We start from the raw sequence: 12390 nt of genomic DNA, 5'->3' as shown, positions 1-12390 counted from the left end.
TCTGTCCAATCAAGGTCAGAAAGTGTCTGCCTGCAGCACTTGCCTATAATCAATCGACAAACTCGCGGTCCTGCCCGAGAGCTGCGTTTCGCTCAGTGAGATCAGTAGTTGCTTGAATGCGGGAAAGGTGGCCTTTTTTAGCACGTAGATATTCCTGAAAGAGGACTGAAAGCTACCTAAGGGATAAAGCGAATAAAGGATGGGCAGCGGAATGGACTGGTAACTGGTCGCCTTGTTGATCTTTTTGTCTACGATCTCAAATTTTAGCTGATCGATCTCATAGGGGATGCTGCCCTGATTTGTAATGTTAAGGTCCAAGAATACCAGGTCAGCTGCTGTATAGATCCCGTTGAGCGAAAGGGATATCCCGTTCTTACTGACCGAGCGGAGCGGCCTGGATTCCCGGCGGGAGAGCAGCGAGCGTGCATGCGAGCTGATCTGCGCGGAGGATAGCGAGATATCCGACCTCTCGATTGGGCGCATATGTTGCTCACCAATCTCCATCTCCACGCAGGCGCGGGATAGATCAGCATCATCAAGCAGGAATATCTGGTACTGGGCAATAAAGGTCTCTCCCACTGCGGTAATACTCCCAATGAGCCCAGGGGATAATTGACTGCAGGAATCCTTATCCAGCCTTAGGCGCAGCAGATTGGCCAGTGGCAGATCCCCTTTCAAAAATCCGGGCGAGATATCCACATAGGAAATGGGCTCCGGGGACTGCAGGTGAAAGGAGAGTCCCGGGGAGAGAAAGATCTTTGGCAGATCAGTGATCAATCTACTGGTGGTCTCTTGCGCAGGGCAAGTGGCGCCGGTTAAGATCAGCGCAATAACAAATATGATATTCTTCATGGTCTTTAGGGTTTAGCTTGTCTTTTTTGGAGCTGTTCGGGATCGATCAGCAGCACGTGAGTGGCATAGCTGATCTTGGCCTTATTCTGCCGCATCATCCGGTTAAGCGCAGCACTGGTGGATTGGAACATACGTCCCATAATGCTCATCAGCTGTTTATTCTCCTCGCCTGAGCTTTCCAAAGAAAGTCCCTGTGTGCTATTGCTGCCAAGCTCGCGGGTCAGTTCGCGAAAGGCAGAGGCCGGAACATATATCCCCTTGATCCCGTCAAGATCGTATACCTCCAATCTCACTGGCAGCAGTTCGCCCTGATATCCAAGCGAGCTGACTGAGATGAATACCCTTTGGGCAGAAAAACCGCTGATGATGCCATAGAGCTCTGTATTCTTTTTGACTTGGATCCTGCCGACCAGTAGATCGCTGAGTACGCGAATGCGGATCCGGGAACCGGAAAATGCCGTAAGCGGCTCATCTATGATGGCTGGGATATGCGCCTGGGTTAGCCGTTCAGCGAAAATGGTATTGTCCGGATGATGGGTTAGGGAAAGGGGGTAGACGGGCAGGATTGAGGTCTCAGTCACCTTTAAGCCAGGCTTTTCCCTTTCGCTCTTTCTGATCCGGGACTGGTAATCCGGATCGTTTGCCTTTCCCATACTGTCCACCAGCGCCATCTGCGCTCGAAAGAGGCTCATGGGGTCTGCCTGCGGGGGCCTTGGTCTTTCCCGCTCAATTCCCCGCTGCTGCTGATCAATGGCATTGAGCGCGGAGGCAAGGGCCCGGTCCCGCGCGAGTATCTTCTGGCTTGGACTGGCCCTCAGCTGAGGAGTTTGGAGCTGGCGAGCCGGCTGGCTAAAAGAACGGGCCGGGGAGCCTGCGGACTTGAGCGCATACTCGATGGAATCAAGCATCCGCTTTTCCGCCTGGTTATAGCCCGATGAGCCTTTCTGGATCGCCTGGTCCGCTTCCTGCACGGTCCCTATTGCGGTATAGCCGTCGCCCTGACGGTATCGCTCACGATAGGCCTCTAGTTTATCCACCAGGCCCTTTTCGCTGATGTCGGTGGATACCTTGGCGATATCCGGATTGATCTGGTCCCCAGAGATCTCTGGCGCAGGCGATTTGCCAGCGCTTTGGGTATAGACATAAAAAAGGATCAGGATAAAGGGCAGGGACAATATCGGCAGTACATATCTTGGACGGTTAAGGTTTATCTTTTTCATAAGGTCTTTGATTTTGGAGTTGTCTGAGCCGCGACAACAGGTTTTCTAGATGGATGCTATCTGAGGCGCTCAGGGAGTCCTTTCCGCTCAGGGTCTTGAGCTCGGCCTGCAGGGACATAACTACCCCTAACCTGCCCAATATATCCATGGCGCCCTGAGCTTCTCCCTTAGAAACGGGGATCTGGAGCGAAGTATCCTGAGCGGGAAGCTTTGGCTGCCTTAATATGGTAAAGCAGCAAAGCGCTGAAATCACTATAGAGATGAGCATTAATGTAAGGATCCTCACTGGGTGGCGGAGCATGAGCTTTCTAGAGCGGGTCTTGATAACATCTATTTTCTCAGAGGCCAGGCTGGCCAGCCCCTGGGATATCAGGTTGTTCTTCATGGCTGATGGGTTAAAATGGGTTCTTGGCAATAGTAGTCTTGTCCCTGTTTTCCAGGGTCTTCCAGCCGGTAATGAGTACCGCGTGTGGATTTTGCTCTGATCGGGCGGCCAGATCGCTCAGGTGTCCCTCAGTGATGAGCGAACGGGTCAGCACCGAGCTGCGACGATCGATCCGCTGGGTACCGTAATAGCGGAAGTACATTCGCTTTTCATCCAGCAGGATCGAATCGGTCTGCAGGGTCAATACCGCAGAGGAGGATAGCACGGAGGAAAAAAAACTTCGCTCCTTGAGGTTATTGTACTGCTGCGCACCGCTCTCATCAATCAGGTACATCGCCTGGCGCATCTGGCCCTCGATATATTTCTCATCGGGAATGAGCGAAAAGAACAGTTGATGAAACCTGGAGATGTGGGCCCTGTACTCTGCGCCGCGGTTGAGCGCCAGATCCGTCTGGCCTGCCCGGATGGGCGTGCCATTCTGATCGAGTACATAAATCTGCTTTCTGGCCTCACTCACCTGCCGGTAGGCAAAGTAACTGACCAGCCCGGTAATGATCATCGCCATGAGCAGGCTGCTTATCGAGACAAAGGTGGCCAGACGGATCTTGCCTTCAATATTCTTGATCAACATATCCCTACCCTCCCACCGCATGCGCGGCCATTGTACCCATGCTCGAGGCCTTGCTGCCCATTACGCTTGCTGCATTGCTGACCCCGGTGGTGCTCACGATCCAGGTGGAGATGCTCGGTACGGTGAACATGGTGAGCGCCCCGATAATGAAGGTGATGATGACTATCCCAAAGGAGAGCACGCCATTGGCGGCAAACCAGCTGAGCTTTTCCATACTCTCCCCATCACTGGCAAGCAGTTCCTGATAACGGGTAATCTCCGCCTCCAGCGCATAGTGCTGAAAAAGGGAGGCAATATACATCACCAGATAGGCGATCCCGGAATACAGGTTGACAGAGATGAACCTGGCAATCCATTCTGGAAATGAATTGCGGAACATGGGCAGGATGCTCGCAGAGACCGAAAAGGGCCCCAGGATGATCAGTATCGTGGAAAAGATGATCTGCACGATAAAGATGACATATACACTGATCCTTAAGATCCATATCGCAAGGGTTTCCAGCAGCGCAGCGCCATAGAGCTGCAGGGAGATCTGCAGGCGGTTCCTCATCTCTACAATGGGGTTCCAGACCTGGGAAAAGCCCTCCTTGACCGAGCTCTGCACAGATTCCCAGGCATTTTCATACCAGGTATCGGCCTCGGTCTTGGCCGTCTCGGTCTCGGCCTGTACCTTTAGGAGCTGATCGGCCACATCGACCATGAGCTTTGCCCGCTCCATCCGGAGTTCATTGATGTTGCTCTGGCTCTCATCAAACATCTCTGATGTCCTGTTTTCCACCACTTCGGTAGGAAAGGCGACCACCCTGGTAAAGATGGGCCACCAAAGGATGATCATCGAGAGTCCAAAGGGGCGAAGCAGCGGCATGACCTCCAACTTTCTGTCCCCTGAAATCATCTCGTAGCTCTTGATGGCAAAGAAGATGAGCATAAAGATGGCGGCAAGGGCCTGCGCATCAGCAATAAAGGCATCGTAATGGGTCCAGATCTGAGACTTCATGTTCCTCAAGAAATGCATCATACCGTCATCATAGACCCCGTTACCCTGCAGAAAGTTAAAGGTATCCTTAAACGAGCCTGGCACGTTAACGGGCGTATGCTGTACCTGCAGTAAGCTGGCACTGATTATATTTGCGTATTCCATATCCCTAAAGTTTTGAATGTGCTAAAATCTCGTCCGCAATCTCTATATCGCTCCTACCCTTGAGCCTTATCCCAGAAGATTTTCCGTGCATTCGCTCGCTAAGGCCAGAGAGGCTAACCTGTTTGCTGGCAGCTGACTTTCGCTGCTGCCAGGTAGCCTTAAGCTTTCGGTACTCAGAGAGAAGCCGGTGATACCCCATGATCCTGGATCCCCTTTCCATATCTGCATTCCTGATAATCTCTAGCCGTTCGAGAAGACTTTCCCGCTCCTGGGTATACCAGGAATACAGGCCTGAGGAAACCAGAAATCCACCGAGCTGAGCATCCAGTCCGTCCAGGGCACTTCTCGGTGATCCATTTATGAGCTCGCTGAGCTGCGCGCTATAATAAAGTTGCCAGAGCGGATCGGCTGGACTGAGTGCCCCCAAGTGACCGGCGGCCCGTATTGCGGCTGTCTGGGCAAGGGTATCGCTGTGCCGCTTATAGGCATTATCGGTCTGCCCCATGGCCAGCACGAGCGAGATCCGCTGGGTCTGTGGACCAAATGGTGAGAGCGGGCGCAGATCGGTCTTGGGATAGTTTGGGTGCAATGCCCAGGTCAGCCAGTATTCCGGATTTAGTCCCAGAAAACCAGGGGTCGGGGTAAACTTAGCTGGGTCCCAGGACTTGAACACCATGCGTTCCTGCTGGTTGATGATGTTCCGGTCGGTAATGGTACGCTGGGCAGATAGCCCCTTGACGGCTAAGAAAAACGTCAGTAATAAAATGATCTTTTTCATCTCTTTAAGGTTTTGTAGTTTGATAAAATCTGTTCGGCCAGGCGCCTATCGGTATTGATGAATCCACCATAGGGATTTGCGCTCTTGAGCAGTCCGTTGACCTTTGCCCAGTACATGGTCTTGCTGATGCTGTAGAGCAGTGCCCGGATGACCTTGAGCTCCAGGGATATCTTTTTGAGCAATGCATCGCGTTTTTGCTGATCTAACAGGAGCCCATATTGCTCCTTGAGCGCGAGCTCACCCACCTCACTCACCAGCCTCATCCCCCTGGACTTCAGTTGACGGCAGGACTCCTCCGCAAATAGCAGCAGCTGGGGATGATCCCTGGCCAATGCCAGGATCTGCTCACTTTGAGAAAATATGCCTGCAGCAATCTGGCCAATATCACGCACGATGAGTGCATCGCGAAGCCCCTGATTCACCTCGCTCAGCGAGCGGTAGATCATCTCCTCGCTCAGTGCCACCGCGCCAAGATTGAGCTTAATATCTGCAAGGCGCTCACCAATCCCTTTAAGCTGAGCAGTATGGGCCATCTCTGAGGACAGGCGGACCGCCCCGTTCTCATTGACAATGGCCAGGTGTTTTCGGTCGATCACAACCCGCTGCGCATGGAGCTGGATGCAGCTAGATAGCAGCAACAGCAATAGGATCAAGTTTTTCATAGGACCTTAGTTTTTGAGTGTTCTGGAATTGCGCAGGATGTTCTCGATAAGCACGCGGTCCCTTTCCAGAAAGGAAGGGAAAATGCCCGAGGATCCTTTTTTGGATCTTAAGGCGAACTGCAGGCATGACTGCAGGCCACGCGCTGCGCCACGAATCTCCTTTAGCTCACTGATGACGAAGGAAAAGAGCAATTTTCGATCGCTCTGCCGCATCTGTCCCAGGTCCCCGGCGCTCAGGGCGAGCCCATAAATGTACCTCAGCAGGAGCTGGGAGCGGTCCACCAGGTCTATCTGTCCCGAAGCGGCCAACGGGATGAGCAGTGGATCTGAGCTGCAATAGGAGATAATGGCTGCTTGACTTTCCGCAATGTGTGAGAGTATGGGGCCGCTCTCTGATGAGATCTGCAGCAGATCGATCGCGCTGCCCAAAGTGGTAAACCTGGACTGGATCCTTGCATATTCGCTCTTTAGCCGGGAGAGCGAGGAGCTGTTCATGGACTCATTTGCGCTTGTCAGGGCCTGATGGTCTCGCGCAGAGATCTGCCGCTGGTGCTCGGACTTGCTATCGGCAATAAGCTGGTGTAAAAGCGCAACATTGAGCTGGGCGAAGCTGACTGCAGACCAGGTACTTAGCAGTAGTAGAATAGGTAGTGCTTTCATGGCCTGAGGGTCTTTGTTTGTGAAAGGATCTGATCGGCAATGCGCCTGTCGGTATTGATAAAGCTGGCATAGGGGTTCAGCAAATTCCAGATCCCGCGCTGCCTGGCCCAGAACATCGCCCGGTAAATCCCGTATGATACCCCGCGGATGATGCTGAGCTCGTTGACGATCCTGTTGAGGAGTTTGGCCCTTTCACCTGAATCCATCAAATTGTTCTTGCCACCAAGCAGCACAAAGCTGCTGACCTCTGCCGCCAGCCTGGTGGCGCGGGCCTTGAACTCCCTAGCCCCCGATTCGGCAAATAATAGCAATGCGGGATTATCTCGGGATATGGCCAGGCTCTTGTTGAGATCGCTTACGATATCCTCCGAGATCGAGTAGATATCCTGGACCGAGAGCAGCGAGCGCATGACCGAGGAAACCTCGCTCAAGCCCCGGTAGATGTCCTGCTGCAGGCTGTTGACCACCACAAGTTCCCCGGTAATGGCCAACTGGGCACGCTGAATCAGCGTGAGCTTATCAGTGGTTGCATTCAGCTGTGAATTGATGACGCCTGCATGGGCGGCAACCGCTGCGGAGGTGGCCGGATCCACATAGATCTGGCCAACAGCACGCTGGCCCGCCAATAAAAATAACAGGTAAAACAGTAGTATTTTCATGATGTCCTTAGTTAATGGTCTTATTGACCTTTGTGATGAAATCTTCTAGGGTATCGCCTGAGCTGAAAAGATCCTCAATAAAGCTGTCGAGTCCCTTACGATAATCTTTGAAGCGTGCAATGTAATGCTCCAGGGCCCTCTTTTCTGGTTTTTCGGTTGAAAAGGTGAGGTATTGCCTCAAGCTTACCTCTACCCCATAGACCTCTCCGATAAGTCCCCGGCGAATGTAGACCTCTTTAAACCTAGAGCGGTGCTGGCCCTTGTCGAGCTGGTTTATGGTAAAGATCTTATGCTGCTCCACCTCAGTCAGGGAGAGCAGGGATGCGACCTGGCCATAGTTTTCCTTGAACTTTCCCTGATCGAGCAGACAGATCGTATCGGAGTTACTGATGATGCTGTCCTTGACTACCGCGTTACCAATAATATCGCCCAGTTCCTGGGTCACTACGATCGCCTCGCCCCAGAACTTTCTAACCGTTTTGTACATGTAGACCAGATAACCAGCCATCAGCGGGGAGGCAATCGCCTTCCAGGCCTCCTCCAAGATCAGGGCCTTTCGCTGGGTAGCCCGATGTCGCATCTTTTGCAGGAAGACATCCATGATGATCAGCGTGACGATCGGAAAGAGCACCTTGTGCTCGCGGATCGCATCGATCTCAAAGATGATCAGTCGCTGGGTAAAGAGTGAGGCCGCTGCGCTTTGGTTCAGCAGGGTCCCAAATTCCTCGCCACGGCAAAACTTTCGCAGCACATAGCGGTACTCATCCAGATCAAAGCTGACCTGCTCACTGCGCTTGATCTGGGCAATGGCGCCGATGGAAAAGTGGTAAAACCCATCAAAGCCCAGCGGATCGCAGGCGCTCTGCTCGAGAAAATGGGTCGCGTAATAGGCCGAGATCACATTCGAGATCACCGTATCCTCCACCTGGGAAATCTCTCCATCCACCCCCTTTAGCAAAAGGGAGATAAGGGTCTTTAGAAAATCCCGCTTTTCGATATTGTATTCCTCCTGAGAGATCAGAAAGGGATTCATCGTAATTGGAGCCTGCTCGGAATAGGTCAGATAGGTGCCGCCTAGATAGGCGCAAAGCCCGCTATAGGAATGCCCGGTATCGACGATGACTACGTCCATATTATATAACAGATACTGCTCGATGAGCGCATTCATAAAAAAGGACTTCCCGGAGCCGGAACCCCCGAGCACAAACTTGGAGCGGTTGGAGATCCTGCCACTGCGCATGGGCAGATCCGATGGATCGATACCGATCGGGATGCCCTGGCGGTCAGTGAATCGAATCAGGAAATCGGACTGCTCGTCAAGCTGGTTTCGCTCCTTGAACATCAGGCATATCGCCGCCTCGCAGCTCAGCAGAAACCAGTCATAGGACTTTAGGGAAACCCCATTTCCAGGCAGCGCGCTGCGAAAGAGCTCAAGCTGGTTATAGGCATTCCTGGAGGCAATGATCCCGATCTGAAAGAGGGATGATTCGATAAATCCACTGGCAGTGGAAAGGGAGGCCTGGTCTGCTGAGAGCAGTATATTGTAGTGGGCATTGACCAGGAGCTGGTTCTCACGGGCGACCTCGCTGAGCAAAAGATCAATATCCTCCATACACATTTGATTGGCCGGATCCGGTATGCCTGCATGGCGCTTTCTTTTTAGGGAAAGCTTACTTAAGGTAATGGATTGATGGGGAATCTCGAGCACCTGGTTATACACCATGCAATCCACATGGGGAACATCATAAAGAAATGACAGGTTATCCATAGCAAAGCCCCTAAAGGCCTTTCCGTCATGCCTACTCTGAAAGGTGGCAAGCGAGGAGGGCAGGTCAATGGAATCGATATCAACAAGGGAGATGCTCCTGATCGCTCGGTCCCCGATGGAAAGGTGGGTATCATGGGGCCTGATATTTTCCATGGCAATCCCCTTTTTGGAAAAGTCCATCGATAGTATGCGCTTGGTGTGCGACTCGATCTGGGAGGCAGTTAATACCTGCGGGGAGAGTGAGGCCTGCTTGAGCAGTTCCACCACCTTGATCACCCGCTGGGAAAAATCGAGCTCCGCCTTGGCATCATATACATAGAAAGCCCCTTTTTTGATCACCCTGGTCAGGATTAAAAAGGTCTGCACCTGCAGAAAGGCCCTGCCCTGAAAATGGTCATTGTAGCTTTGCTGCAGGTACTCACTATGATATGGTGCCTGATAGCGCTTTCTGGCAAGGATATCCTGCTTTTGTATGATATGCCCCTCGCCCAGTATCTTGATGATGTTCAGCAGCAGGTGATGAAAACCGGTATAGGCCGATGGATCCGCGCAATAGCGGAGCGCTGGATTCTCCATCCGGATCACAATGGAGTAATCTCCCCTTTCCCCGTAGAGAAAATCCATTCCCTCGCGCGGAGCGATACCGATATAGGGCAGCTCAAAGGTCTTGTTCTTTTTCATAACGGATCTTTAGTCTATTGGGGTAGATCACAAGTGAACGCTCGCGGGACTTGGAGTGAAGTCCCGCCTTCTGTCGAAAAAGGGTAAAGGCGAGAAATCCAGCTGTCAGTATAATGCAGGCCACCCCACCCAGGTAGATATTGATCAGCGTACTCAGGAGTCCGCCAATCAGCAGTCCGCTGACCAGCGAGATCACTCCCCAGGCGATGAACTTTCCCTTTAGTCCCTTGAAGCTTAGGGGCTTTTGGAGCCCCTTATAGATCGGGTATCTTTTCATCTCGCGAAAGCTATACCCCAAAAAAGGCCTTGATCACTACCGATACCAATACCAAAAAGAGGCAGGATCCTCCCCAGCTCATCACTTCCTTATTGATGTCCCTGTCGCCGGAATTCCATTTGATATACACCATTACCCCGCCGATGATCCCCACAACTGCCCCGATGGCCAGGGTTAGGGTTGATACCGGATCGATGTAGCTGGTCAGGCTGGATGCGGCCGCGTTGATTCCAGTTGTACCGCCACTCACTTGGGCATTGGCGAGCTTCGCGCTGCCCATCAATAATGCGGCAGCGATGATTCTTGTTGATTTTTTCATGATGTTGGTTTTTTTAAGTTGAAGATTATAGAATTAGAGTCCAAATAGGCCGCGGAGAAATACGCCACTGAGTAGCAGGAATAGACAGGAAAAAAACCAGCCCATGACCTGCGCATCGATGTGGTGATGGCCAGCCTGCCAGTTTCCGTATACCCTGAGCCCACCCAGGATGCCGGCAATGGCACCGATCAGGAGCGCCAGGTCAGAAAAATGGAAATAGTACTGGTGCATCTCCCCTGTAATAGAATGAAGCTCATTTATACCAGGGGGCACCTGCGCCAGGGCCATCACATGGGAGAAAATGATAAGGGGCAGGGTGATTTTTAGGCGGTGGTGTCTCATAGGGCGAAAAGCTAGGCAGCGATCTGCTTGGTAAATACGATGGCATCCTCAGATGCCAGAGAAAACAGTGCAGCCAGGCTTACCCCTCCGCTCGAGCTGGTCTCTCCGGAATGGAGCAGATCGCCAGTTGAGCCGCCGCTCAGCAGATCTGCATCCGCAGGATCAATGATGCTGGCATCAATAGGTTCCTGCAGATCCTGCACCAAGAAGACCGGATCCTCATCCAATCCAGCTCCATTGGAGGGGCTAGATAGCAAAAGGTCAAAGAGTAGGTTGATCGAATAATAGATCAGGTAGATCAGGCTCATGTAGAGCAAAAAATTGGTCCAGGAAATCATAACGGTTGTTTTAGGGATATAAAGAGAAATTATTTGACATATTATTCTTGAGGTATTGGTGATAAATGAGCTCAAGGACCGGAAGTACCCTTTGGCAAAGTTCAATGGGCAGATCAAGCGAGCCGATACGCTGAAAGCCGATATGCTCCAGGATCGCCGGAGATACTCCGCCCATTTTTCGAAGAACGGTATCCACTTCCTCCCTGAACTCATAAATAGCGGAGTGGTGGATGCGATTGGGAATAAACAGTATGGAAAGGGATGGATTGATGCGCCTGCAAAAGGCTGCAAAATAAATGCTCGCATCCAGCGTCGCCCGTTCATAACTAAAGGGAATGATCAACTGATTGAGCTTGGCAATCAGCGCTGTAAGTTTCTCATCATACAACAATGCGGGAAGATCCAGCACCATCACCCCTTTAGCGCTTTGACCGAGTCTTTGCATCAATGGATCTAACCGGGACAGATCACAGGCAAAAAAATCAAATATCGGCTGATGCTCGACCAGGCCAGAGCGGGAGGAGAGTCCCTCCAGGCCCCTGTTTTCCCTCAAATCAATGAGGCTGGTGTGCAGTCCCGGCACCGAGGAAAGGTATTGGGCTAGCAACAACGCCAGAGTGCTCGAGCCTACCCCACCCTTGGTGTTTCCAAATGCGATGACCATAGCAAAAAAGGATTTAAGTGAATGAAGACTATCTGCGGTACGGGCCTGAGCTGAGCTCAGGCGATGGATGATGAGAGCGGATCAGCTCATTGAGCGGCATCACCGCTGCTCCATCGATAAGCTGCTTATGAGGATGGTCAATGAGCGTAAAGCCTATGAGTGCTCCATTCCTTAACGAATAGCAGATGGATATATTCCTGGTCCTTTCTAAAAACTCGGATAGCGCCGAGCGGTAACCAATGAGCCGCTTTCTGTTATTCCCTGCAACCTTTTGATAAACAGCAATGGGGCTGGGGTTATGGATGAGGGTGCCGCTTTGGAGCATTGCATGCAGTTCCTCAATACGGGCATGATCCAGGGAAGCGCCCTTAAGCCCATTGAGCAATTTTTCAGCCTCCAGGCGGAAAAAGGTTATCCCATATTTTCGGATAACATATTGCCCGCGAACCTGATAAAAGTGATAACCCCTTTCCCTTAGTACCAGCGAGAGCTGATGGATACTTGTGACGCGGTAGCTAAGCAAGGGCGCGATCTCTGCCGAGAATTCCCTTTGCTCATCAACCCCACATATCTGGTTGAGCAGCCGGATACCCCGGATGCGGTCAAAGGAATCAGCGATCTTTGACCGATCAATCCTGACATCAGTGGAAACGATATGCAAATGATGATTTTGGGTATCCTCATGAAAGAATATCAAAAGCGGCTGATCCTGATAACCCATCCCTTTCAGCCATTCCTGTGCATAGCCCAGGAGCTCTTCGGGCGGCACTCGCTTTCCCCTTGTCGAGAGCACTGCATGGAACTGATCATAACGGCTGCGCAGGTTCAGCGAAGATACCGCGCCAAAATAATGGGTAAGATCTGCGGCGCTTGGACCTGAAAAGGCATACAGGACGCCAAGGTTGGCAACGTGCAACAACTGGGCCTTGCCAGATAGCACCTTGTTCATATTATAGGCGATTGCAGGGAATCCCCTTGCAGTGGTAAACAGGCGTAAAACAATTCTGGACATG

16 protein-coding genes are annotated in these 12390 nt (G+C 51.9%); all 16 read right to left on the bottom strand.

What is annotated here, in order from left to right; all coding sequences use genetic code 11:
- Positions 1-15: 15 nt before the first annotated feature.
- Genes EZ449_RS14270 through EZ449_RS14195 form a run of 16 tightly spaced genes read right to left on the bottom strand, consistent with a single transcriptional unit; the run spans position 16 to position 12389 of the window.
- On the bottom strand, positions 16-852 hold the full coding sequence (locus tag EZ449_RS14270; protein WP_131559942.1) for a DUF4138 domain-containing protein: 837 nt from the start codon (positions 850-852) through the stop codon (positions 16-18).
- Positions 853-857: 5 nt separating this feature from the next.
- Positions 858-2072 (bottom strand): conjugative transposon protein TraM, encoded by a 1215-nt coding sequence (gene traM / locus EZ449_RS14265; RefSeq protein WP_131559940.1) that lies wholly within the window; start codon positions 2070-2072, stop codon positions 858-860.
- Positions 2053-2457, bottom strand: a complete 405-nt coding sequence (locus tag EZ449_RS14260; protein WP_131559938.1) for a hypothetical protein — start codon at positions 2455-2457, stop codon at positions 2053-2055. The genes traM and EZ449_RS14260 overlap by 20 nt, the downstream gene beginning before the upstream one ends.
- 10 nt (positions 2458-2467) lie before the next feature.
- On the bottom strand, positions 2468-3088 hold the full coding sequence (gene traK, locus EZ449_RS14255) for a conjugative transposon protein TraK (protein ID WP_205943005.1): 621 nt from the start codon (positions 3086-3088) through the stop codon (positions 2468-2470).
- A gap of 4 nt (positions 3089-3092) precedes the next feature.
- On the bottom strand, positions 3093-4229 hold the full coding sequence (locus EZ449_RS14250) for a plasmid transfer protein (protein ID WP_225872325.1): 1137 nt from the start codon (positions 4227-4229) through the stop codon (positions 3093-3095).
- Between the two features lie 4 nt (positions 4230-4233).
- Complete coding sequence (locus EZ449_RS14245; RefSeq protein ID WP_131559936.1) at positions 4234-5007, bottom strand: hypothetical protein; 774 nt, start codon at positions 5005-5007, stop codon at positions 4234-4236.
- Entirely contained in the window at positions 5004-5669 is a 666-nt protein-coding gene (locus EZ449_RS14240; protein ID WP_131559934.1) for a hypothetical protein, read from the bottom strand. Before EZ449_RS14240 ends, EZ449_RS14245 begins: the two co-directional genes overlap by 4 nt.
- A 6-nt stretch (positions 5670-5675) precedes the next feature.
- Entirely contained in the window at positions 5676-6329 is a 654-nt protein-coding gene (locus EZ449_RS14235; RefSeq protein WP_131559932.1) for a hypothetical protein, read from the bottom strand.
- Positions 6326-6988 carry a hypothetical protein gene (locus EZ449_RS14230; protein WP_131559930.1) on the bottom strand — a complete coding sequence of 221 codons (663 nt, stop codon included), beginning with the start codon at positions 6986-6988 and terminating at the stop codon, positions 6326-6328. Before EZ449_RS14230 ends, EZ449_RS14235 begins: the two co-directional genes overlap by 4 nt.
- Before the next feature lie 7 nt (positions 6989-6995).
- Positions 6996-9437 carry a TraG family conjugative transposon ATPase gene (locus EZ449_RS14225; RefSeq protein ID WP_131559927.1) on the bottom strand — a complete coding sequence of 814 codons (2442 nt, stop codon included), beginning with the start codon at positions 9435-9437 and terminating at the stop codon, positions 6996-6998.
- A complete protein-coding gene (locus EZ449_RS14220) occupies positions 9415-9714 on the bottom strand; it encodes a DUF4133 domain-containing protein (protein ID WP_131559925.1) in 300 nt (99 codons plus the stop codon). Before EZ449_RS14220 ends, EZ449_RS14225 begins: the two co-directional genes overlap by 23 nt.
- Before the next feature lie 10 nt (positions 9715-9724).
- Positions 9725-10033 carry a DUF4134 domain-containing protein gene (locus EZ449_RS14215; RefSeq protein WP_205943004.1) on the bottom strand — a complete coding sequence of 103 codons (309 nt, stop codon included), beginning with the start codon at positions 10031-10033 and terminating at the stop codon, positions 9725-9727.
- 33 nt (positions 10034-10066) lie between these two features.
- Entirely contained in the window at positions 10067-10375 is a 309-nt protein-coding gene (locus EZ449_RS14210; RefSeq protein WP_131559921.1) for a DUF4134 family protein, read from the bottom strand.
- Positions 10376-10386: 11 nt separating this feature from the next.
- Complete coding sequence (locus tag EZ449_RS14205) at positions 10387-10713, bottom strand: hypothetical protein (RefSeq protein WP_131559919.1); 327 nt, start codon at positions 10711-10713, stop codon at positions 10387-10389.
- Positions 10714-10723: 10 nt separating this feature from the next.
- Entirely contained in the window at positions 10724-11377 is a 654-nt protein-coding gene (locus EZ449_RS14200; protein WP_131559917.1) for a P-loop NTPase family protein, read from the bottom strand.
- A gap of 28 nt (positions 11378-11405) precedes the next feature.
- The gene (locus EZ449_RS14195; RefSeq protein WP_131559915.1) at positions 11406-12389 is read right to left on the bottom strand and encodes a relaxase/mobilization nuclease domain-containing protein; all 984 of its coding nucleotides are present in this window, start codon (positions 12387-12389) and stop codon (positions 11406-11408) included.
- Between the last annotated feature and the right edge of the window lies 1 nt (position 12390).

The sequence above is a fragment of the Pedobacter frigidisoli genome (genome assembly GCF_004331675.1).
In the GTDB taxonomy this organism is placed as follows: domain Bacteria; phylum Bacteroidota; class Bacteroidia; order Sphingobacteriales; family Sphingobacteriaceae; genus Pedobacter; species Pedobacter frigidisoli.
Note: the sequence above shows the minus strand (reverse complement) of the source record. Positions and strands in the feature narration are given on the sequence as shown.

Coding starts and splice junctions, on each gene's coding strand:
- EZ449_RS14270 (WP_131559942.1), bottom strand. CDS start 852: ATGAAGAATATCATATTTGTTATTGCGCTGATCTTAACCGGCGCCACT.
- traM (WP_131559940.1), bottom strand. CDS start 2,072: ATGAAAAAGATAAACCTTAACCGTCCAAGATATGTACTGCCGATATTG.
- EZ449_RS14260 (WP_131559938.1), bottom strand. CDS start 2,457: ATGAAGAACAACCTGATATCCCAGGGGCTGGCCAGCCTGGCCTCTGAG.
- traK (WP_205943005.1), bottom strand. CDS start 3,088: ATGTTGATCAAGAATATTGAAGGCAAGATCCGTCTGGCCACCTTTGTC.
- EZ449_RS14250 (WP_225872325.1), bottom strand. CDS start 4,229: ATGGAATACGCAAATATAATCAGTGCCAGCTTACTGCAGGTACAGCAT.
- EZ449_RS14245 (WP_131559936.1), bottom strand. CDS start 5,007: ATGAAAAAGATCATTTTATTACTGACGTTTTTCTTAGCCGTCAAGGGG.
- EZ449_RS14240 (WP_131559934.1), bottom strand. CDS start 5,669: ATGAAAAACTTGATCCTATTGCTGTTGCTGCTATCTAGCTGCATCCAG.
- EZ449_RS14235 (WP_131559932.1), bottom strand. CDS start 6,329: ATGAAAGCACTACCTATTCTACTACTGCTAAGTACCTGGTCTGCAGTC.
- EZ449_RS14230 (WP_131559930.1), bottom strand. CDS start 6,988: ATGAAAATACTACTGTTTTACCTGTTATTTTTATTGGCGGGCCAGCGT.
- EZ449_RS14225 (WP_131559927.1), bottom strand. CDS start 9,437: ATGAAAAAGAACAAGACCTTTGAGCTGCCCTATATCGGTATCGCTCCG.
- EZ449_RS14220 (WP_131559925.1), bottom strand. CDS start 9,714: ATGAAAAGATACCCGATCTATAAGGGGCTCCAAAAGCCCCTAAGCTTC.
- EZ449_RS14215 (WP_205943004.1), bottom strand. CDS start 10,033: ATGAAAAAATCAACAAGAATCATCGCTGCCGCATTATTGATGGGCAGC.
- EZ449_RS14210 (WP_131559921.1), bottom strand. CDS start 10,375: ATGAGACACCACCGCCTAAAAATCACCCTGCCCCTTATCATTTTCTCC.
- EZ449_RS14205 (WP_131559919.1), bottom strand. CDS start 10,713: ATGATTTCCTGGACCAATTTTTTGCTCTACATGAGCCTGATCTACCTG.
- EZ449_RS14200 (WP_131559917.1), bottom strand. CDS start 11,377: ATGGTCATCGCATTTGGAAACACCAAGGGTGGGGTAGGCTCGAGCACT.
- EZ449_RS14195 (WP_131559915.1), bottom strand. CDS start 12,389: ATGTCCAGAATTGTTTTACGCCTGTTTACCACTGCAAGGGGATTCCCT.